The following is a 21,335-nucleotide window of genomic DNA, read 5'->3' on the forward strand; positions in this document are numbered from 1 at the left end:
GGAAAAGAGCGAGATGACTAAGGACAAACAACAGGTCGGCCTGGCAATCGTGGGCTGCGGCACCATCGGACGGATCCGTGCGGAACTGGCGCGCGCCTTCCCCGGTATCGGCTGGATCGGCCTTTGCGACATCAAGTCCGACATCGGCCACAAGCTGGCCGAGGATGTGCAGGCCGATTTCTACACCGACGATTACCGCGAACTTCTGAACCGCCCCGAGGTCACCGCGACGATCATCGCCACGGACGAGAACTTTCACTTCGATCCCACCATGCTGGCCATCGAGAACGGTCATGCGCTGTTCATCGAAAAGCCGCTGGCCACCGATGCGCGCCAGTCGGCCCAGATCCTTGCCGCGATCGAAGAAAACGGCATCGACGCGGTCGTTGGCTATACCCAGCGGTTCCGCCGCCGGTTCCTGGCGATCAAGGAACGTCTTGTCACCGGCCAGATCGGCGATGTGCATTCCGTCGTCACCCGCGCCTTCATGAACCGCATGGTTCCCATCGCCACGACGCAGCGCACCCAGGAACGTGCCACGCTGACGCCGATGGTGGTTTCGGGGACCCACAGCCTCGACATGTCGATGTGGCTGATGGAGGGCAAGAAACCCGTCTCGGTCTTTGCGCAGTCCTGCGACAAGGTGCTCAGCGCCCATGGCACCAAGGACAGCACCTTCGGCGTCTTCACCATGGAAGACGGCACGATCTGGTCGATGAACATCAGCTGGGCCCTGCCCGAGGTCTGGCCCGGCGCCGTCTACGGCATCGAGATCGGGATTGTCGGCACCGAAGGCGTCATCGACATCGAGGACACGCACCGCGATCTGGTCATGGCGACCAATGTGGCGCAGGGCGGCGGCTATGTGCCCGATGGCTATACGCCCCCGGCGCGGCACGTCGATTTCCTGACCTCCTACCCGCCGGGCGATCTGCATGACGGTCAGCTTTGGGGTCCGATGCGCGAGGAAACCAACAGCTGGTTCCAGCGCGTCTATGCCGGGATGCGCACGCCGCATGCCACCGCCGCCGACGGCCATCGCAACCTGATGATGACCATGGCGATGGACCTTTCGGCCAAGCGCGGCGTGCCCGTTGCCCTGCCCGTCGACCCCGACGAGCTGATGCGCGAGCTGGTCGGATGAGCGCGCTCCATCGCATCACCTTCGGCGGCTACCAGGGGCCGGCCTCCGTGCATACGCGCGGGGCCGAGGCCTTTGCCGCGGCCCTGTCGCGCCTGACCGATGGCCGCGCCGAGGTCGTGCTGCGCCCCAACATCACCACCGAGGGGCGCAAGGCCGCCGATCTTCTCGACATGGTCGAGCAGGGAGAGATCGACGGCTGCTACTTCTCGTCAAGCTACATGGCGGGGCGCGTGGCCTCGCTGGCCTTGTTCGACATGCCCTTCGCCGCGCCGGAACGCGAGACGCTGTTTGCCAAGCTCGACGGCGCGCTCGGGGACCAAATCGCCGAAGACGTGGCGCGCCAGACCGGCTTTGCCGTCCTGGGGTTCTGGGACAACGGCCTGCGCCATGTCTCGGGGCCGCGCGCGCTGAACGGGCCCGGGGACTGCGCGGGGCTGAGCCTGCGGACCCTCGCCAGCGAAGACCACCAGCGCGCCTTCCGCGCCCTCGGCTTTGATCCGCGCGTGATCGATGTCAAGGACCTGGCCACCGCGGTCGAGGCCGGAGAGGTCGATGCCCAGGAAAACCCGCTGACCAATATCTACAATTTCGGCCTGCATCGCGCGCAGCCCGAGATCACGCTGACCGGCCACCTGCAGGGCGTCGCCCCGGTCTGGTTCCATCGCGCCACGGTCGAAAGCTGGCCCGAGGACCTGCACCGCGCCATCCGCGCCGCCATGGCCGAGGCCGGCCTTGCGCAACGCGGTTTCGCCAAGGCCGATGACAGCGGGTGCACCGACGCCCTGCTGGCCGACGGCTGCCGGTTGCACAGCCTGTCCGCCGATCAGCAAGCCGCCTTCCGGGACGCCGTCGCCGCCGAAAATGCCCGCACGCGGGACCGGATCGACCGCGCAGCCCTGGACCTTTTCGAACAGCCTCAGGAGATCACGGCATGACGCCCGACCAAACCGCTTCCAACGATCCGCATTCCGCGCATCGATCTCCCAACAACGGCAGGGGCAGGTTCCGCAGCCCCGAGACGCTGACCATGGCCGCCCTGCTCATCGCCTCGGTACTCTCGATCCTGTTTCTGGGCGCGCTGGTGGCCGAACCCAAGGCGCTGTTCGGACGGTCGCTGTCGGCCATTGCGCCCAGCCTGTTCCCCACAATCGTCCTGACGGCGCTGGCCGTGCTCAGCGCGCTTGCGCTCTACGCGAACCTGCGCGGGATCGCCCCCGAAGAAGACGCGCCCATGACCCGGGACCAATGGATCCGGGCGGCGACCCTGTTCGGCATCATGCTGCTTTACGCGATGATCCTGACGCCCTTCGGGTTTCTGATCTCGACGATCATCGCCGTGGCGCTGATTTCCATGCTGATGGGCGCGACCTCGGTGACGCAGATCACGCTGGTCTCGGTCATCGGGCCCGTGCTGCTTTACCTTGCCGCGACCCGTTTGCTGGCCGTTTCCCTGCCGGAACTCGACCAGGTCGAGGCCCTTTATTCCCTGGTCCCCGGTCTCTGACGTGCAGAGGCTTCCGGACCCCATGAACCGCCCTGTTTCCAAGAGGCTCGCATGATCGAACAATTCACCCAAGGCTTCGCGATGGCGATGCGCCTTGACACCGTAACGATGATGAGCTTCGGCTTGTTTGCCGGCATGCTGGTCGGCGCGCTGCCCGGTTTCACCACGCTGATGGCGATGGCGATCCTGCTGCCGATCTCCTTCTTCCTTGATCCCATCGTGGGCATCCCCTTCCTGCTGGGGATCTACAAGGGCGGGATCTTCGGCGGCAGCGTCCCGGCGATCCTGATCTCGATGCCCGGCACCGGGGCCTCGGTCGCGACCTCACGGGACGGCTACAAGCTGACCCAGAAGGGCCAGTCGCGAAAGGCGCTGGACATGGCGCTGGTCGCCTCCGTCATCGGCGATACGGCCAGCGACATCTTCACCATCGCGATGATCTTTCCCATCGCCTTCCTCGTCATGCAATTCGGCCCGCCCGAGCTGTTCGCCGTCCTTCTGATGAGCCTTGTGGTAATCTCCGCCACCTCGGGTGCGAACCCGCTCAAGAGCCTCATGATGATCATGCTCGGTCTCTGGCTGTCCTTCATCGGCACCGATCCCCTGGGCGGCGTCGAGCGGTTCACCTTCGGCTCCTTCGATCTGAAATCGGGTATTCCACTGCTGCCGATGCTGATCGGTGTCTTTGCCCTGCCCGAAGTGGCCTCGGTCGTGATCCGCAACGAGAAGGCGCGCAAGCTGACCTCGCTTGTCGGTGAACGGATGAACTGGCCGGACCTGCGCCGCTGCCTGCCCACCATCGGCCGGTCGACCGTGATCGGGACCGCCGTCGGGATCGTGCCCGGCCTTGGTCAGATCGTGGCGGCCATGATGGGCTATTCCGCGGCCAAGAATGCCTCCAAGCATCCCGAAACCTTCGGTGAAGGCGAACTGGAAGGCGTCGCCGCCGCCGAGGCCGCCAACAACGCGGTCAACGGCCCGACCATGGTGCCCCTGCTGACCCTCGGCATCCCGGGTGACAACGTCACGGCGATCCTGCTGGGCGCCTTTGTCGCGCAGGGCCTGCGCCCCGGCCCGCAACTGTTCGAGGAACAGGGTGCCACGGTCTTTGCCATCCTCGTGGCCATGGTCATCGCCAACCTGCTGTTCCTGGTGATCGGCTACCTGTCGATCCCGTTCTTCTCGAAGCTGGTGACGATCAAGACCTCGGTCCTTATTCCGCTGGTGATCATGTTCGCCTTCGCGGGGACCTACGTCTATCGCTCCGACCCCGTCGACCTGCTGATGCTGGTGGTCTTCGGTATCTTCGGGATCATCGCCCGTGCCGCAAGGTTCGACGTGATGCCGATGGTGATGGGCTTCATCCTCGGGCCATCGATGGAATACGCCTTCGGCCAGACCATGGCGATGGCCGGTGGCGATGCCACAGGATTTTTCCTGACCGAACGTATCGGTGCACTCTGCATCCTGCTTGCGACACCGGTGATCGGCTTCCTGCTCTGGAAGCGGCTGAACGCCAAGTCTGCCTCGATCGGCGCCCCGGGACATTAGGTCCTGGGCACGAAGACCCGGACACCAAGACCGGGAGGTTCGAGCCGGGAGACTCGAACCAGGACACTAACGAACGACTTAAACCAAGGGAGGACCTTAACTATGATGAAGAAAACCTTGAAGGCATCGCTGACAGCCTGCGCGCTGGCGGCGGCGGCCCTGACCGGGACCACCGGCAGCGCTCTGGCCGAATACCCCGAAAAGCCGGTGACCATGGTGATCCCGCTTGGCGCGGGCGGATCGCACGACCTGAATGCACGGGTCATCACGTCGATCCTGCCGAACTACCTGGACCAGTCGGTGATCGTCCAGCTGACGCCGGGTGCCGGCGGCCAGAAGGGCACGCAGGAGGTCGCACGGGCCAAGCCCGACGGCTACAAGTTGCTGTTCACGCACAACTACATCGACATGCTGCAGCAATACGTCGAGAACCTGCCCTACGATCCGCTCGAAGACTTCGTGACGGTGGCACGGGTGAACTATGCGCCGACCTCGGTCATCGTGCCTGCCGACAGCCCCTACGAGACCTTCCAGGATCTCGTTGACGACGCGAAAGCCAATCCCGGCAAGATCCAGATGGCCCATTCGGGCAACTGGGGCGCCTTCTTCGTGCCGACCGCGCAAATGATGCAGAAGCTCGACATCTCGCTGAACCTCGTGCCCTACCAAGGGGGCGGCCCGGCTCTGCAGGCGCTGCTGTCCGGGGATGCGGATGTGACCATGGCCTTCCCTTCGGCCCTTGGTGAAATGCTGCGTGCAGGCGAAATCCGCGTTCTGGCCACAGCGGGTGACAAGCGGATCTATGACGACGTCCCGACCTTCGCCGAAGTGGGCGTTGATGGCGACATCGGCTTCATGCACCGCTTCGTGCTGGCACCGAAAGACACCCCGCAGGACGTGATCGACACCCTGGCCGCAGCCTTCGAAAAGACTTTCGAGGACCCGACCTTCAACACGCTGATGGGGCGTCTGGGCGAAAGCGTCGACCCGATGAGCGGTCCCGAGTACGAGAAACTGCGCGCAGGTCAGGCCGAGGCCTACGAGAACCTGGTCTCCGATCTGACCTCTCAATAAGCCACGGCTTTCGAAACGACAAAGGCGGTGTGCCCCAAGGGGCGCGCCGCACAGCGTTTACAGCCCCACGGCGCAAAAGGTTGACCAATAGCGCGCCCGTGCGACATCACGGGACCAGATGGAAGAGCCGGGAAAGCAGATGAGCGACAAGATCTTGACGAGGGCCCGCAGCTGGATAGTGAATTCGGGTCTCGCCGAAGGCGACCGCCTGCCCCCGGAACGTTCGCTGTGCACCCAGTTGGGCATGACCCGGTCCGAACTGCGCAAATCGCTGCTGTTGCTGGAAGCCGAAGGGCTTCTGTCGCGTCACGTCGGGCGCGGCACCTACCTTGCCAAGCTCCCCAAGACCGCCGGAAATGCCGGGATCGAAACGGCGATCTCCGCCCTGTCGCAGACCACGGGCCCGGTCGATTCCATGTCGGCACGTCAGGCCCTTGAACCGGAGCTTGCCGCCCTTGCCGCGTTGCATGCCACGCCGGCGCAACTGCGCGAATTGCGCCGTCTGTGTCAGGCGATGCCCGTGGCCAGCAGTTGGGCGCGTTACGAACAACTGGACAGCCGGTTTCACGAAACCATCGCCGAAGCCTCGGGGAATACCCTCTTGCAGGCCATGCACCGCATCGTGAACGGGGTCCGCCTGGTGGTCGTCTGGCGACAGCTCGACACCCCCGACAGCGGACCGGAATCCCATTACCATTCGTTTGACGAACATCAGGCCATCCTTGCCGGGATCGAGAGGCGCAAGCCCGACGAGGCCCGACAGGCAATGTACGCACATCTGAATTCGACGCTGCAGACGATGCTGGCCCGCCGCTGAACCGCATGCGCAACAGGGGCGCCCGCCGTGGGATCGGGAATGTTCATGGCCGCCATCAGATTAACTTTATTCCCGCAAGGCTCTGTCGGCCTTATGTTTTTGGCAACAACTGGATTTGAGGAGAGAACAATATGCGACAGGTCGAAGTGGCTGTCATCGGAACAGGCTGGTGCGGCGGTATGCGCGCGGAATCGCTGGCGAAATCGGCGCTGGTCGACAAATTGCACATCTGCGAGATCAACCCCGAGCGCCTGGCAGAAGTCGCGGCGCTGACCAAGCCCGCATCCACGACGGAAGATTACCAGGACATCGTGGCGAATGACGCGATCGAAGTGGTCTATATTTCGACCACGCCGGAACCGACCCACTACCCCATCGCGCGCGATTGCCTGAAGGCAGGCAAGCATGTGCTGCTGGAAAAACCCATCGCCATGGACCTGGCCGAAGCCGACGATCTGATCAACATCGCCAAGTCGCAGGGCGTGAAGTTCACCATCGGCTATTCGCAGCGCTTCAACCCCAAGATCGCCTATGCCCGCAAGGCCATTGCCGAGGGCAAGCTGGGCAAGGTCGTCAGCGTCATGGTCTCGCGCCACCTGTCGCGCAGCCTCGGGACGCGGATCGCCAACCGGGTCAAGCTGTCTCCGGCGGCGATGGAAAGCACCCATGACCTCGATTTCGTCTTCTGGCTGCTGGCCCCGGCCAAGCCCGAAAAGATCTATTCGCAGGGCGCCTATGGTTTCATGAAGGAACTCAACGGCTCCTACGATTGCATGTGGAACACCGTCAACATGAGCGACGGCAGCCTTGTGGTGATCGGGGGCGGATGGAACCTGCCGCCGAGCTACCCCAACTACTGCGCCACCTGGATCGAGATCACCGGCACCGAAGGGTCTCTGGTTCTGGACGACACCGCACGAGATCACTGGCTGAACACCGTCGAGGGTGGCACGCAGTTCCCCATGTCGACCATGCCGGGTGAACACCTGGATCACGTGTATGCCGGTCAGATGGGGCCGGAAACACTGCATTTCCTTGAATCCGTCCTGCTGGACCGCGCCCCGCTGGTGGCGCCGGAACATGCGCGGATGGTGATGGAAAGCTACCTTGGCGCCGATATCTCGGCCGCCACGGGCGAGGTCGTCGGGCTGCCGCTGTCCAACAGCTCCATGGCGACATTGGCCGACCTCAAAGCAGCCGAATGATCACCTGTAGCGTCATTGGTCTGGGTCAGATGGGGCGGGGCATTGCGCGCCGCCTCGATCAGGCAGGGCTGCTTGTGGCCGCCTTCGACGCCAGCCCGCAGGCGATGGCCGGCGCCGGGCTTTCGCAGGCGGTTCACGAGGACGCGCTGGCCGCCGATGTGGTGCTTTTCGTCGTGCCGAGCACGGCACAGATCGCCGACAAGCTGGCCGATGCCCCGCTTCGGGATGGTCAGGTGATCGTCGATCTGACCACATCGCATCCCGATGACAGTGCGGCCCTTGCGGCGCGCATCGCGTCGCAGGGCTGCGCCTATGTCGATGCGGCGATGACCGGCGGCGCGGCGGGGGCGGATGCGGGCAAGCTGACCCTGATGATGGGCGGCGAGGCACAGGTTATCGACAGGATCGCCCCGGCGCTGGACCAGATTGCGCAACAGCGGTTCCACATGGGGCCGGTGGGGGCGGGCCATTCCATGAAGCTGGTCCACAACCTGATCCTGCACAGCGCGTTCATGGCGACCTGCGAGGGGCTGACCCTGGCGCAAAAGGCCGGGCTGGACGTGGACAGCGCGGTCGAGGTGCTGAACGCCGGCAACGCCCGCAGCTTCGTGACCGAGGTCCGCTTTCCCCGCGATATCCTGAGCGGCACGATGAACGCGCGTTCCCGGATCGCCAACCTGGAAAAGGACCTGGCGCTGGCCAGCCGCTTTGCCGAGGCCATGAATGGTCCTGCGGGCTATACCGACCTGACCCATCGCCTGCTGGCGCTTGCCGTGGCGCGGGGTGAGGGCGAGACGGATTTCTCTCATCTCTTCGAAATGGCCGGTTCCCTGATGGCCGGGGTCGACAATGCCGACAGCTAGGCCAGAGATCGGCGTCTTCGGCCTTGGCCTGATCGGGTCGGCGCTGTCGGGGCGGTTGCTGAGCGGCGGTTATACCCTGCGCGGCTTTGACCCCGACGGGCAGCGCCGGGCGGATTTCGCCGCCCTTGGCGGCACGGCCTGCCCCCCCGAAGAGGTCTGGCAGGCCGAGGTCGTCTTTTCCTGCGTCTTCGACACCGACCAGCTTGCCGTGCTGATCGACGCGGCCCCGCCCGGGCCACGCATCCTGATTTCCGTCAGCACCTGTGATCCCGACCGCATGGCCGATCTGGCCCAAGCGGCTGCCGGAAAACACATCACGCTGATCGAATCCCCGCTGTCCGGCACCTCGCGTGCGCTGGCGAAAGGCGCCGTCCTGCTGCTGGTCAGCGGGGACACGGCCAGCGCCGCGCGCCTCGCCCCCGTCTTCGAACGCCTGTCACACCGGCATATCCACGTCGGCGCCATCGGCAACGGCAACCGGGCCAAGCTGGCGATCAACCTCGTGCTTGGCCTGAACCGCGCGGCCCTGGCCGAAGGCATGGTCTTTGCCAGCGCGCTCGGCCTTGCGCCGCAGGATTTCCTCGACATGGCGCGGGCCTCGGCGGCGCATTCGGACGTGATGGAGGCCAAGGGCGATCTGATGGTCGCGCAGGATTTCACGCCGCAGGGGCGCATCGCGCAATCCTTCAAGGATTTCTCCCTGATCGAGGACCGCGCCGCCGCCGAAGGCCAGGGCTTGCCATTCACCGCCACCTATCTTGAGATGATGCGCGACGCTCTGGACCGTGATGAGGGGGATCTGGACAATGCCGCCGTCCTCTTGCCGATCAAACGCAGCCGCCCCCGCGACGCGGCGGGCAAACCCTAACCGATCCGGCCAAGGCTGCCTTTGGCCGGGCTTCACCAAGCGCGCGTTGCGTGCATTCGACAGACAGGACGCATGATGATCGACCTATATACCTGGACGACCCCCAACGGCCGCAAGGTTTCCATTCTGCTGGAAGAACTGGGCGTGCCCTATACGATCAAGCCCATCGACATCTCGAAGGACGAGCAATTCGCGCCCGAGTTCCTGGCCATCGCGCCGAACAACCGCATCCCGGCCATCGTGGACCATGAAACCGGTGTCCACCTGATGGAAACCGGGGCGATCATGATGTACCTGGCGCAGAAATATGACCGCTTTCAGGCCAGCGGCGACGAATACTGGCGCATGGTGGAATGGCTGATGTGGCAGATGGGCGGCCTTGGCCCGATGCTGGGTCAGGTGCACCACTTCGTGAAGTACAACCAGGGCAAGTCGGAATATTCCGAAGCCCGCTATTCGGCCGAGGCAAAGCGGCTTTACGGAGTGCTCGATCGCCGCCTTGAGGGGCGCGATTACGTCGCCGGTGAAGGGCGCGGCGAATACACCATCGCCGACATGTCCATGTGGCCCTGGATCTCGCGTCATGACTGGCAGGGGATCGACCTTGCGGATTACCCGAATGTGCGCAGCTGGTACCAGCGCCTGCGCGCCCGTCCGGCGGTGCAATCGGGCTATCACCTGCCCAAGAAGGTCAACGAGATCCCCGAGGGCTGAATGCAATTGCGCCCGGCTGCGGATCAGCCGGGCGCACGAGGCCTTAGAGAACTTCGAAGACCGAAGCGGTGTCGTAATCCTCGGGCAGGTCGGCCAGCGCCTTGGTGTAGAGCCGGCGCGCCTGGGCAAACAGCGGCGCGTCCCGGCCCCGTTTGGCCAGATCCGTTTCGATGAGGTCGAGATCCTTTTCGAACATCCGCAGGGTGGCCGAGGCCGGGCGATAGGCCGCCGAGATCATCAGCGGCATCCGCAGGTCCGACATCCGCGACTGCCCTGCCCCGGAGCTGAGCAGGTTATAGACCGCGTCCCGGTCCAGCCCGAGGGCATCGGCATAGGCAAGGGTTTCCGCCGCCGCCGCGTTGTGGACCGCGACCGCGTGGTTCGCCATCAGCTTCATGCGGATGCCCGAGCCGAAATCCCCGACCTTCTGGACCAGTCGCGTGAACCCTTCGAGCACCGGCATAGCCGCGTCGATCGCCGCATTCTCTCCCGAGGCCATCATCACCAGATCCCCGGCCTTCGCCTGGCTCCCGGTGCCGCTGACCGGGCAATCGAGCAGGGTGATCCCTGCGCCGGCAAGCGTGTCGCGCAGGGCGATCTTGTCCGCCAGCGCGAAGGTGCCGGTTTCCACCACGATCTGTTCGGGGGTCAGCAGTTGCGCCAACTGGCCACCGACCGCTTGCAGAACATCGGGGCGCGAAAGCGAGATGACCACAGTTCCGCAGTCGGCAAGCCATTCTCCGGGGCCGTCATGGGTGGTGACGCCCAGCCCCTGCACCGCCGCGCGGGCGGCCTCCGTGGGATCGGCGCCATGCACCTGGAACCCGGCCTTCAGCAGGTTGGCGGCATAGGAAGCCCCCATGATCCCCAGCCCGATGACCCCCACGGTGCCCTTTTGCGTCGTGCTCATGACGTGCCCACCGGCAGCAGCAGGCTGGAGCCCGTGGTGCGCCCCGCCTCAAGGTCGTGATGCGCCCTGACGACATCGGCCAGCGGATAGGTCTGGTCGATATTCACCGCAATCGCCCCGCTGGCCACCATGTCAAAGATCGCCTCGGCCGCCGCGACCAGATCGCTGCGTTCCGCGATGTAGTCCGCAAGGGTCGGCCGGGTGAAATAGAGCGAGCCATTGTACTGAAGCTGACCGGGGGTGACCGCCGGGGCCTCGCCCGTGGTGGCGCCGAAGGACACGAACATGCCGTAGCGCCCAAGGCTTTGCAGCGAGGCGTCGAAGCTGGCCTTGCCGACGCTGTCATAAACCACCTGCACGCCCTTGCCGCCGGTGATCTCGCGCACCCGCGCGGCCACGTCTTCGGTCTTGCGGTCAATGGCATGGGCATAGCCGAGGCGTAGCAGTCGGGCACAGCTTTCGGCCCCTGCCGTGACGCCGATCATCCGCGCGCCAAGGGCCTTGCCCCATTGGCCCGCGATCTGACCGACCCCGCCCGAGGCCGCCCAGAACAGCACATCGTCACCGGGCTGCACCTTGTAGGTGCGGGTCAGCAGGTAATGCACCGTCGTGCCCTTCATCAGCACGGCGGCGGCGGTGCGCGCGTCGATGCCCTCGGGCAGTTTCACGGTACGCGCGGCGGGCAGGTTGCGATGGCGGGCATAGGCCCCCAGCACCGGCCCATAGGCCACCGCGTCCCCGACGGAAAAGTCGGAGACGCCCTCGCCGATGGCAATCACCCGCCCGGCCCCTTCTAGGCCGAGAGGGCTTGGCAGGGACATCGTGTAGGTGCCCGAGCGCTGGTAGACATCCATGAAGTTCAGGCCGATCGCGTCCTGCACGATCTGGACCTCCCCGGGTCCGGGGGCGTCCAGCGGCGCCGTTTCCAGCTGCATGACCTCGGCCGCGCCCTGTTCGTGCATCACGATCCGCTGCGTTTCGGTTACGGTGTCCGGGTCGGTCATTTGGTGAATTCTCCAGCCTCGAGGATGACGGTCTCCACCTCGCCGGCGCCGTTTTCGCGGCGATGACGGGCGGCCTCGTTGTATTCATCCGACTGGAAACAGCGCACGCCGCTGTCGAAATCGGGGAATTCGATCACCACGAAGCGCTTGAACTTTTCCGGGCCTTCCATGACCTGGAATTTTCCACCGCGGGCCAGGACCTTGCCGCCATATTGCGCGATGATCGCGGGGACCTGGTCGGTGTAACGCTTGTAGGCGACGGGATCGTTGATCAGGGATCGGGCAAGCCAGAATGCGGGCATTTGAAGGCTCCTTCTTTTCTACATCATCAGATTGGGGAAGAAATTCGCGATCTGCGGGAAGCAGATCAGCATCAGCACGACCAGCAGCATCACCAGCCAATAGGGTGCAGCGGACAGGAAGATATGCTGCACGCCGACCTCGGGGTCGTTGATCGAGGCCTTGACCGTATAGACCAGTAACCCGAAGGGCGGTGTCAGCAGCCCGGCCTCGATGGCGATGATGCCGACGATGGCAAAGCTCAGCTGGTCGAAACCGAAGGCCATGGCGACCGGTTCGACGATCGGCACCGTCAGCAGCATGATCGAGATCGAGTCGATGATCATGCCCAGCAGGAACCAGACGACGATGATCGCGGTCATCACCATGAAGGGCGACAGGCCCGAGTTCACGATGCCGTCGCGGATGGCCGAGGTGACGCCCGTCATTGCCAGGGTCCGCGAATATAGCGCGGCCGTCAGCAGCAGGATCAGGATCGGCGCGGCAATCCGGCCGACCGAGAAGATGGCCTGGACGAAACCGCTCCACCGCATGCCGCGCAGCACGGCCAGCCCGAGGGCGAGCGCCGCCCCGGCCCCTGCCCCTTCGGTCGGGGTAAAGAGACCCATCCAGATGCCGCCGAGGATCGAGGCGACGATCCCGAACAATCCGAGGGCAGCCCCGAGCAATTGCATCCGCGGCAGGGGCTTGGAGGCGGTGTCCTCGAACTCGGGCAGGGCTTCTGCGCCCCCGGCATCGACAGAGGCCACCTTGCGGGTCGGGGCCTTGGCGTCCGGCCCTTCGCCGACAAGCGAGGGGCGCAGCAACGCGGCGATCACGATATAGGCCACATAGAAGGTTGCCAGCAGGACCCCCGGCGCGACACCGGCCAGGAAAAGACGACCGATGCTCTGTTCGGTCAGGATGCCCCAGACGATCATCAGAACCGACGGCGGGATCAGCATGCCAAGGCAGCTTGACCCGGCGATGGCGCCAAGCGCGAAGGCGCGATTATAGCCATGGGCGCGCATTTCCGGGTAGGCGATGCGCGAGAACGCTGCCGCCGAAGCGATGGAGACCCCCGTCACGAAGGAGAACACGGTATTGCCCAGCACGGTCGCGATGGCGAGGCGGGCGGGGACGCGCCGCAGCCCCTTGTTGATCCCGATGTAGATATCGGTGATGACGCCGGATCGTCCCATGAATTCGCCCATGAGCATGAACAGGGGAATCACGGCAAAGGTAAAGCTGCGCAGGGCTTCGGCCGAGGTCGATGCAAGCACCGCTTCGGTGATGCGCAGGCTGCCCGTGGCCATGTAGATGCCGACGGCGCTGGTCACGGCCAGGGCGATCGCCACGTGGAACCCAAGCAACACGAGGCTGATCAGCAGCGTGATCACCAGGAACGCGGTGGTATAGTCAAACATTGAAAACCCCTAAAGTTCTAGGTTGGCGAGGCGGAAGCCCAGGATCTCGGCCAGCAACAAGATGAGGTAGTTCAGACCGGCAAGCCCGGCCCCGATGATGATGGCAAAGCGTGCGGGCCAGACCGGCACACGCAGGGCGCCTTCGCCGTCGAATTCTCCGTTGGCGAGGGACCGCAACGCCGGGGTGATGCCCGCGTGCAGCAGGAAGAAGAAGATCCCCGCCCCTGCAGCCAGACACAGGATGAACAGCAGGCGCTGCACGGCGGGCGGCAGCATGTCGACCACGAAGGTGGCCCGCAGCATGGAGCCGCTTCGGATCGCATAGCCAACCTGCATGAAAACGATGATGACGACGGAATTGGCGACCAGTTCCTTGGTGCCGGACAGCGGTGTCCCGATCGCGCGGCAAACGATGTCGGCCAGGATCAGGAAACACAAGGCAAAGGCCCAGACGGCCCCGAGCACCATGAGGCTGCGGGTAAGCCAGTCGGACAGGCGTATGAGTAGCATGACATCTCCGGATGAACGAGCGTTGCAAGTGGCAAAGGGGCGGCGGCAATGCCGCCCCTCCGATCATCTTGAAAAGGTCACTCGATCTCGTAGCGCACCGGCCATGTGTAGCCATGGGCTTCGGCACGATCCATCGCGAGGTTCAGAACCTCGGCGCCGGGCAGACCTTGCGCATCAAGGGCGGCGGCCTGTTCCTGGGGCCAGGGCGCCAGGGCCGTTGCCCAGTCGAGACGGGCCTGCGGGTCGATTTCCTTGACGGTGATAATATCGCGCAGTTCTTCGACCAGACGGTCGTATTCGGCGCGGTTCTTGCGGCCGGTTTCCTGTTCGAACTCGGCAGCGACCTCAAGCAGGATCGGCTTGACGTCTTCGGGCAGCGCTTCGAAGCTGTCCTTGTTCATGGTCAGCGCGTGCCAGGTGATCGACCCGAAACCGGTCAGCGTGTAGTAGGGCCCCGGTTCATAAAGCTTCAGGTTGAGCCAGGCCGAGGGGAACATGATCCAGCCTTCGTAGACATTGGTCATCATCTCGGAATAGGCATCGGCCAGCGAGGATTGCACCGGCAGCACGCCGGCGTAATCGAGCCAGTTCAGGTTCAGTCCCGCGCCGGCGATCTTTTCGCCCTGGAGGTCATCCAGCGTCTCCCAGTCGAAGGACGTCCCGAGGTTGTAGCCACCGTCGGCAATGCGGGCCAGCAGCACCTGGTTGAACTTGTCCTCGAAGACGTCGGTCATGTAGGGGACTTCTTCGTAGACTTCCTGCGCGATCTGCAGGGACACTTCGGGGTTCATCGGCCCGAAGGGCAGCATGGCCTGGAAGGCATGCAGCGGCAGGTTCGAGGATTCAAAGCACATGCAGTAGCCGCCGATATCCAGGATGCCGTCCTGAACGGCATCCAGAACCTCGGTCACCTTGACGATGGAGCCAGAATAGCCTTCGACGAAGTTGATCGTGTGGTCGGTCTGTTCCTCGACACGGGATTTCAGTTCTGCCTGGAAAAAGTCGATCATGAGACCGGCGTAGACCACGCTGGGCGGGTGGCCCGAACCGATGCGCAGGTTGATGTTATCCGCGTTGGCGGCAGTCACGCCGAGCACGCTGGACGCGGCGAGTGCCGCGCCCATGAATAGATGTTTCGTCATGGTATCCTCCCTTGGACGAAAGCCGCCTTAACGCGCCCTGGGTCCTCCTCCCCTGGCGTGACAGCGGGTCTGGTTCGCGGGAAAAACGTCACCTTCCCGCAGGCGTTCAGGTCTCGTAGGTTCCCCGCGCCGGATAGTCATTGGCCAGCGCATAGGGGGCCTTCGAAAGCAGGAATTCCAGATCCGGGCGTGGCCACGGCATATTGGCGATATCCACGAGGTAGAGCCGCCCATCGGGCCGGACCCAGAACATGCCCGGTTCGGCAAAGATGTCCTGTTCGGTGTCCTTGAAGGCCTTGGAGATCCAAAGACCCCAGTCCTTGGCCATCTCGGTGGTCAGACCATAGCCGATCCGCAGCCCGCCTGTCTCCCATTCCTTCTGGGACAGGGTGGCAAGCTCTTCATCGTTCATCGAGACTGCCACGACGCTGAAACCGGCGTCTTCGAACTTGTCGAGCATACCGGCCAGTTGACTGATGTAGGATTTGCAGACCGGGCAGTGATGGCCGCGATAGACCACGATCATGGTGAAGGCGTCGGGCTTTTCCTCGGCCAGGTCAAAGCGTCCACCGCCGACAAGCGGCAGGGACAGGGACGGTGTTGGTTGGTCGGGTGCAAGTTTATGCGACATTGTTCAGCTCTCCTTTGCCCGCAGGCTTTCGTAGGACACCATGATCCCGTCCCCATAGGCCGGGCGCTGTTGCAGCCGGTCATAGTAGGCCTCGAGGGCCGGTAGGGAGGGGCGTTCGAATTCCATGGTGAAGTAACGATAGAGGCTAGCTCCGATTACGATATCGCCAAGGGTCAACTGATCGCCGACCAGGAAAGAGCGCCCTTGCAAATGACCATCGAGCATTTCCCAGGCCACATTCAGGCGTTGCACGGCCGCGTCGCGGACCGCCGGATCCCGTTCGGCGCGGGGCAGACGCACCGTCTGGTAGAAGATGGTGATGATCTGCGGATAGGCCTGGCTCTGGAACCACTCCATCCACATGTCGGCCTGGGCGATTTCGGCCGCCGACCCACCTTCGAACCTGCCGCCGGCATAGTTCCGCGCCAGGTAACGCAGGATCGCATTGGATTCCCACAGCACCAGGTCCCCATCCTTCAGGACCGGCACCAGCCGGTTGGGATTCATCGCGCCGAATTCCGCCGTGTCGAGCCCACCGAAGGCTCCACCCATTTCCTCCAGGTCATGGGCCGCGCCGAGCTCTCCCAGGAGCCAGCGCACCTTCTGAACGTTGATGGATGTCTTTCTGCCATAGAGCTTCATTCGGTGGGTCCTTGATTGTCTTCGGTGGCGGACGGATCAGATATCGCTCAGCGTCACGGCCTGGCCGGTTTCGGACGATTGGGCGATGGCTTCCAGCACCTCGATGTTGTGCACCATCTCGCGCGAGGTGAAGGGATAGGGCGCCTCGCCCAGGGCCGCGAGGGCAAAGGCCTCGAGGTTGGCAGTCACGCTGTCTTCCCAGTCAAAGGTCTGCTGCTCCACGTCCTGCCCGCTGCGCGAGGTCAGGACCCGCACCTTGCCGTCTGGGGTATCGGGGTGGCTGTCGTTCAGCACCTCGGTCCACTGGTCGCTGCCGAAGACATGCATGCGGATGAAATGCGGTGTATGCAGCACGGCGCTGAAGGTCGCGGTCATGCCGGCCTCGAACTTCATCTGCACGGTGACCACATCGCCGGTCTCCCACCCCAGCGAGCGATCCGCCGTGAAGGCGTGCAGGGTCTCGACCGGCCCGAAGAACGAGATCATCAGATCCGACAGATGGATGCCCATCGCGGTCATGCCGGCGGCCGGGCAGACATCCTTGCGGGTGCGCCAGTCGTTGGCAGGAACGCCGATCAGCTTGTCGTGGCTGAAGGCCGCCTCGGCGTGCATGATCGTGCCAAGCGTGCCCTCTTCCAACTGCTTGCGCAGCAGCAGCATCGCCGGTTCAAAGCGGCGTTCATGGCCGATGCCCAGCTGCACGCCAGCCTCTTCGCAGGCCTTCACGGACCGGCGCGCACTTTGCGCCGTCAGGCCCAGGGGCTTTTCGCAGAACACGTGTTTGCCCGCGGCCGCCACCATGCAGATCTGTTCCTCGTGCAGGGTGTTGGGTGTGGTCAGGATAACCGCGTCGATGTCGTCACGGGCCAAGGCGGCGTCGAAATCGGACCAGACCTCAAGGCCCTTCGCCTTGATATCCCCGTGATTTCCCGTCGCCGGCTCGATGATTCCGGCGATGGTCAGCCAAGGATGGTCCTTCAGGCGGGTCGCGATATGCCTGCCCCACCAGCCAAACCCTGCCACGGCGACTTTGAAACCTCTGGATGCCATTGATCTTCCTTTTCCGCGTCTTGCGCGGCGCCAGCCAGGCGCCGCTAACTGCTTTTCAAGAGGACCCTAACGTGTCGAAGTTCACCAAATCAATTGATCTAAAGCGATGAACTCCATCACGAAATCCGATAGTCATGTCACTGGCCGAGCCGCAATTTTCCAGCCCGCGCCCGGACCGCATTCGGGTCGCGAGGGGCGGTGATCCGGTGGACTTTCCGGCAAGGGCCGGACGCGTCGAGACGCCTGGCCCTTGCCCGTCTTCAGGTATTAATGCGCAGTTTCCGGCGCATTCAGACGCATGCCATCCGGGATCGGCAGCGGCTTGTTCGGGCCGTCGATGAATTCGACCGTGGTAAAGATCAGCTCGCTGTCGCCGATGTTTTCCACCGCGTGCAGCATCTCGTCATCCTTGCCGTAATCGAAATGCCGGGTCTCGCCCTTGAAGTGCTCGACATCGCGGACCTCGCCGGACGAGAAATAGCCGCGGGCCTTGCCCGGCACCATCGCCGTCCAGAAGTAGCGGTTGACGTGGCGGTGGAATCCGCAGCGCTTGCCGGGGGCGATATGCAGGTGCCAGACGCGCATGGTCGGCGTCTCGGACACCAGGATCGACCCCACGCAGCCGTTGTCCCGGCTTTGCAGCATCTCTTCGTAAAGCCCCTTGGGCCAATGTGCGAAGGCTGTCGGATCGGGGTTCATTTCGACGTGATCGGGGCCGTGTGCCACAGTGTCGGTCATTGTCGTCTCTCCTCAACTGACGGTTTCAGCGGCGGGTTCCAGCGCCGCAAGATCGGCGCGGAACGCCTTGGCGATTTCCGGGGCAAGCGGGCGCAGCGGCGGCGCCATGCGCAGCCAGGCGTCGTCCCCGCTGCGCCAGGCCTCGGCGGTCTTCATCGCGGCCATCATCGGATATTTCCCGGCCGTCGCACGGGCCCGGCGGACCTGCTCCATCGCCGCATCGCGTTCGGCGCCGGCCGGGGCCTTGAGAGCCGCCTGCACGTAGTTTGCAAAGATGTTCGTCGAACCCGAGATGATCCCCGCCGAGCCGATATCGAGGCCCTGCCACAAGAACGCCTCGGAGGACGGATAGACGTCGAAATCCTCGGCCACACCGCCGGTTGCCTCGATAAAGGCGCGGGATTGTTCGAAATCGCCGCTGCTGTCCTTGAGGCCGGCAATCACCGGGCCGTAGGCGGCCCGCAGGCGGTTCACCAGATCGGTCGACAGCGGCACCTGCGACATTTGCGGGAAGTGGTAGAGATAGATCCGCAGATCATCGCGCCCGACCCGTTCGATCAGATCCGCGTAATAGGCGAACACCCCGTCGTCCGAGGGCGACTTGTAATAATAGGGCGGCAGCACCAGCACGTTGGTATAACCCGCCTCGACACAGGACAGTGTCAGCATCTGGCAGTCCCGCGCCGAAGGCGCGCCGGTGCCGAAGATCACCCGCTCTGGTGCGATCCCGGCGGCGGCGAAATGGCCCGGCAGCGCCAGCCGGTCATCCAGACCGACCGAGGTGCCCTCGCCCGTGGTGCCGGTGGGGGCCACGCCGTCGCAGCCGCCCTCGCTCATGAGATGCTGGCAGTAGCGCACAAGCCGCGCGTGGTCGAGACTGCCATCCGCATTGAACGGCGAAATGGCGGCGGCGTAGATGCCTCTGATGGCTTTGGTCATGTCTTTGTCCAATCTTGTCGGAATATCGGCAGTAGAAGTCACTTGTCGCCGCCGGTGGTGGTCTTGTGCATGGACACGACCACCTTGATCGCATCGTCAATGCGCTCGGCTGCGTATTTGATCGCGGTCGGCAGTTCATCCAACGGGAAGGTGTGGCTGTGCACAAGGCCCGCGTCAAAGCGGCGTGCCGCCATGAAGGCCATGGCGCGGTGCGTGGCCGACCGGCCTTCGCCCCGGATGCCGTAGAGGTAGATGTTGTTCACCGCCAGCGCGCCGAGGTCGAAGTTGACCTTGTTCTTCGGGAAGGCTGCCAGGCAGATCCGGCCGCCCCGGTTGGTCATCTGCACGGATTGGTTCACGGTCGTCTCGTTGCCCGCGCAATCGATGACGTAATCCGCGCCCTTGCCGGTCAGTTCCTTCACCCGCGCCACCGCATCTTCTTCGCGGGGGTTGATGATGATGTCGGCGCCCAGCTTGCGGCCGATCTCGTTGCGGCTTTCACGGGTCCCGACCAGGATCACCGGCGACGCGCCGAGCGATTTGGCCACGGCAACCGCCAGCAGGCCGATGGGACCGGGTCCGATGACCACGACGCTTTCGCCCGCCACCAGCCCGCCGAGTTCCGTCAGCCCGTACATCGAGGTCCCGGCCGTGACGACCAGTGTCGCCTCTTCGTCGGACATGTCGTCGGGGACGGGGATCATCGTGTTGACGTTGTTCACCACGTATTCGGCAAAGCCGCCGTTGGTGGTAAAGCCGTTGGCGCGGTGGCCCTTGTCATGATCGCCGTAGTTCTGACCGTAGTTGTGGCATGAGGTATACATCCCCATGCGGCAGCGTTTGCACTGGCCACAGCCTGCGTGCACCTCGACCGTGATGCGGTCGCCGACAGCGAACTGGTCGACCCCCGGCCCAAGCGCGGCGACGGTGCCCATGTATTCATGGCCGGGGGTGAAATCCTTGTTGAAAGGCGCACCGCCCTCGACCATCGCCGGAGTGCCGTATTCGAGGATCTCGAGATCGGTCGCGCAGATCGCAACCGCATCGACGCGCACAAGCACCTCGGCGCGGCCGGGCGTCGGCACGGGCTTTTCGATCATCTTCAGTTCCTTCGGGTCACCAAGCACCCAGGCCCGCATGTGGGACGGCACTTCCGGCCCGATACCTTGGGATTTCTTCTGGACGTGCGGGGCTGTCGAAAGATCGTCGGGCATTGTCTTCTCCGCGAAGTATGGTTGACCAATAAGGTGCCGTTCAGGCGCAGGGGCATTAAGGATCAGACGCGGGGAAGTTCAAAATTCTTTCGCATAGCTGTGGATTTATGTGGGAAACCAGATGTATTTGACAGTGTGATTGGTTGACCATTAACGGAATGCCAGCCGAATTTTCAACGCCCCCAAGCCAAGGTGACTCGCGCGCCTTTCCCGCGCCCTGCCCGACCTGCCGTTCAGCGACCGTTTCCGGCCAGGTCCGCCGTCAGGTCCGCGGCAGTCTTGCGCACCATATTCGCAATCGCGTCGATGCGGTTGACCGTCACCCGGCTTGCCACGCCCGAGGCCGAAACCGCCCCCACCGGATCGCCAGCGGGCGACCAGACGACTGCAGCCACACAGCGCATGCCGCGCACGTATTCCTCGTTGTCGACGGCATAGCCCCGGGCGCGGATTGTCCCGACCTCCGTCATGACCCCTTCCAGGCTGCGCAGGCTGGTCGGGGTCATGGGACGCAGACCCTGACGCGCGACAAGGGTCCGGATCGCGTCGTCGGGCCAGGTCGCGATGATCGCCTTGCCCATGCCAGAATGCAGGATCGGAACCCTGCCGCCCGGGGGGGCGATGGCACGGTTGATCTCGCGGCTTTCAGCCTGGGCGATGGTCACCGTGTCTTCCTTTTCGACGATGCCGAGGTTGGCCGTTTCCCGCGTCTGGTCGCGCAACTGACGCAGGAAGGGCCGCGCCTGAACGACGATATTGGCGTAGTGGGAAAAGCTCTCTCCGACCGAAAATGCGCGATGGCCAATGACCCAACGGCCCGATTGTGCCTCGTGGGTGACGAAGCCGCGCAGTTGCAGCGTCGTCAGCAACCGATGCGCCGTCGAAGTCGCAAGGCCGACCGCGCGGGACACTTCCGACAGGCTGAGCCCGCCCGAGGCCTCTGCCAGCGCCTCGAGCAAGGCAAGGGCGCGATCCACCGATTGCACGATGCTGCCCCCGCCACTTTGTGAAATCCGCATCTCTCCCCCGCAGCTTTCCCGTATCGTGGGAAACTTAGTTTCGGAAATTGATTGCCGCAACCCGCCGGAATTACCTCTGGCCGCAGAGGA

The 21,335-nt window shown here is 64.0% G+C and carries 23 protein-coding genes; 10 read left to right on the plus strand and 13 right to left on the minus strand.

All coding sequences use genetic code 11. The features are described 5' to 3' along the window. Positions 1 to 13: 13 nt before the first annotated feature. The 10 genes from PSAL_RS08560 (at position 14) to PSAL_RS08605 (ending at position 9,740) form a co-directional block, all read left to right on the plus strand. Entirely contained in the window at positions 14 to 1,144 is a 1,131-nt protein-coding gene (locus PSAL_RS08560; protein WP_119839086.1) for a Gfo/Idh/MocA family protein, read from the plus strand. Continuing rightward, positions 1,141 to 2,079, plus strand: a complete 939-nt coding sequence (gene dctP / locus PSAL_RS08565) for a TRAP transporter substrate-binding protein DctP (RefSeq protein WP_119839005.1) — start codon at positions 1,141 to 1,143, stop codon at positions 2,077 to 2,079. The genes PSAL_RS08560 and dctP overlap by 4 nt, the downstream gene beginning before the upstream one ends. Next, positions 2,076 to 2,648 (plus strand): tripartite tricarboxylate transporter TctB family protein, encoded by a 573-nt coding sequence (locus PSAL_RS08570; protein ID WP_119839006.1) that lies wholly within the window; start codon positions 2,076 to 2,078, stop codon positions 2,646 to 2,648. Before dctP ends, PSAL_RS08570 begins: the two co-directional genes overlap by 4 nt. A 51-nt stretch (positions 2,649 to 2,699) precedes the next feature. Continuing rightward, positions 2,700 to 4,199, plus strand: coding sequence for a tripartite tricarboxylate transporter permease (locus PSAL_RS08575; protein ID WP_119839007.1), 1,500 nt, complete (start codon positions 2,700 to 2,702; stop codon positions 4,197 to 4,199). Positions 4,200 to 4,301: 102 nt separating this feature from the next. Continuing rightward, positions 4,302 to 5,273 carry a tripartite tricarboxylate transporter substrate binding protein gene (locus PSAL_RS08580; RefSeq protein ID WP_119839008.1) on the plus strand — a complete coding sequence of 324 codons (972 nt, stop codon included), beginning with the start codon at positions 4,302 to 4,304 and terminating at the stop codon, positions 5,271 to 5,273. Positions 5,274 to 5,412: 139 nt separating this feature from the next. Continuing rightward, positions 5,413 to 6,090 (plus strand): FadR/GntR family transcriptional regulator, encoded by a 678-nt coding sequence (locus PSAL_RS08585; RefSeq protein ID WP_196222774.1) that lies wholly within the window; start codon positions 5,413 to 5,415, stop codon positions 6,088 to 6,090. Positions 6,091 to 6,221: 131 nt separating this feature from the next. Next, complete coding sequence (locus PSAL_RS08590) at positions 6,222 to 7,295, plus strand: Gfo/Idh/MocA family protein (protein ID WP_119839010.1); 1,074 nt, start codon at positions 6,222 to 6,224, stop codon at positions 7,293 to 7,295. Continuing rightward, positions 7,292 to 8,158, plus strand: coding sequence for an NAD(P)-dependent oxidoreductase (locus PSAL_RS08595; RefSeq protein ID WP_119839011.1), 867 nt, complete (start codon positions 7,292 to 7,294; stop codon positions 8,156 to 8,158). The genes PSAL_RS08590 and PSAL_RS08595 overlap by 4 nt, the downstream gene beginning before the upstream one ends. Beyond that, a complete protein-coding gene (locus PSAL_RS08600; protein WP_119839012.1) occupies positions 8,145 to 9,026 on the plus strand; it encodes an NAD(P)-dependent oxidoreductase in 882 nt (293 codons plus the stop codon). The genes PSAL_RS08595 and PSAL_RS08600 overlap by 14 nt, the downstream gene beginning before the upstream one ends. 75 nt (positions 9,027 to 9,101) lie before the next feature. Continuing rightward, positions 9,102 to 9,740: a glutathione S-transferase family protein gene (locus PSAL_RS08605; RefSeq protein WP_119839087.1), complete on the plus strand. Its 639-nt coding sequence runs from the start codon at positions 9,102 to 9,104 to the stop codon at positions 9,738 to 9,740. Between the two features lie 43 nt (positions 9,741 to 9,783). On the opposite strand, the gene PSAL_RS08610 is transcribed toward PSAL_RS08605, so the two are convergent. The 13 genes from PSAL_RS08610 to PSAL_RS08670 all read right to left on the minus strand — a co-directional run bounded on the left by PSAL_RS08610 (position 9,784) and on the right by PSAL_RS08670 (position 21,245). Then, positions 9,784 to 10,650, minus strand: coding sequence for an NAD(P)-dependent oxidoreductase (locus PSAL_RS08610; RefSeq protein ID WP_119839013.1), 867 nt, complete (start codon positions 10,648 to 10,650; stop codon positions 9,784 to 9,786). Further along, on the minus strand, positions 10,647 to 11,654 hold the full coding sequence (locus tag PSAL_RS08615; protein WP_119839014.1) for a quinone oxidoreductase family protein: 1,008 nt from the start codon (positions 11,652 to 11,654) through the stop codon (positions 10,647 to 10,649). The genes PSAL_RS08610 and PSAL_RS08615 overlap by 4 nt, the downstream gene beginning before the upstream one ends. Further along, the gene (locus PSAL_RS08620) at positions 11,651 to 11,956 is read right to left on the minus strand and encodes a DUF1330 domain-containing protein (RefSeq protein WP_119839015.1); all 306 of its coding nucleotides are present in this window, start codon (positions 11,954 to 11,956) and stop codon (positions 11,651 to 11,653) included. The genes PSAL_RS08615 and PSAL_RS08620 overlap by 4 nt, the downstream gene beginning before the upstream one ends. Positions 11,957 to 11,974: 18 nt before the next feature. After that, a complete protein-coding gene (locus PSAL_RS08625; protein ID WP_119839016.1) occupies positions 11,975 to 13,360 on the minus strand; it encodes a TRAP transporter large permease in 1,386 nt (461 codons plus the stop codon). A 9-nt stretch (positions 13,361 to 13,369) separates the two neighbouring features. Then, entirely contained in the window at positions 13,370 to 13,870 is a 501-nt protein-coding gene (locus tag PSAL_RS08630) for a TRAP transporter small permease (protein ID WP_119839017.1), read from the minus strand. A 77-nt stretch (positions 13,871 to 13,947) separates the two neighbouring features. Continuing rightward, positions 13,948 to 15,012, minus strand: coding sequence for a C4-dicarboxylate TRAP transporter substrate-binding protein (locus PSAL_RS08635; protein ID WP_119839018.1), 1,065 nt, complete (start codon positions 15,010 to 15,012; stop codon positions 13,948 to 13,950). A 106-nt stretch (positions 15,013 to 15,118) separates the two neighbouring features. Beyond that, positions 15,119 to 15,643: a peroxiredoxin-like family protein gene (locus tag PSAL_RS08640; protein WP_119839019.1), complete on the minus strand. Its 525-nt coding sequence runs from the start codon at positions 15,641 to 15,643 to the stop codon at positions 15,119 to 15,121. Positions 15,644 to 15,646: 3 nt separating this feature from the next. Then, positions 15,647 to 16,285 (minus strand): glutathione S-transferase family protein, encoded by a 639-nt coding sequence (locus PSAL_RS08645; RefSeq protein ID WP_119839020.1) that lies wholly within the window; start codon positions 16,283 to 16,285, stop codon positions 15,647 to 15,649. Positions 16,286 to 16,321: 36 nt separating this feature from the next. Beyond that, positions 16,322 to 17,335, minus strand: a complete 1,014-nt coding sequence (locus PSAL_RS08650; protein ID WP_119839021.1) for a Gfo/Idh/MocA family protein — start codon at positions 17,333 to 17,335, stop codon at positions 16,322 to 16,324. Between the two features lie 267 nt (positions 17,336 to 17,602). Then, positions 17,603 to 18,073, minus strand: coding sequence for a cupin domain-containing protein (locus tag PSAL_RS08655; protein ID WP_196941924.1), 471 nt, complete (start codon positions 18,071 to 18,073; stop codon positions 17,603 to 17,605). A gap of 12 nt (positions 18,074 to 18,085) precedes the next feature. Next, positions 18,086 to 19,012 (minus strand): dihydrodipicolinate synthase family protein, encoded by a 927-nt coding sequence (locus PSAL_RS08660; RefSeq protein WP_119839022.1) that lies wholly within the window; start codon positions 19,010 to 19,012, stop codon positions 18,086 to 18,088. Between the two features lie 38 nt (positions 19,013 to 19,050). Next, positions 19,051 to 20,226 (minus strand): zinc-dependent alcohol dehydrogenase, encoded by a 1,176-nt coding sequence (locus PSAL_RS08665; RefSeq protein ID WP_119839023.1) that lies wholly within the window; start codon positions 20,224 to 20,226, stop codon positions 19,051 to 19,053. Positions 20,227 to 20,459: 233 nt separating this feature from the next. Continuing rightward, positions 20,460 to 21,245, minus strand: a complete 786-nt coding sequence (locus PSAL_RS08670) for an IclR family transcriptional regulator (RefSeq protein WP_119839024.1) — start codon at positions 21,243 to 21,245, stop codon at positions 20,460 to 20,462. Between the last annotated feature and the right edge of the window lie 90 nt (positions 21,246 to 21,335).

Origin of the sequence: Pseudooceanicola algae (assembly GCF_003590145.2) — a bacterium.
Lineage (GTDB): Bacteria > Pseudomonadota > Alphaproteobacteria > Rhodobacterales > Rhodobacteraceae > Pseudooceanicola > Pseudooceanicola algae.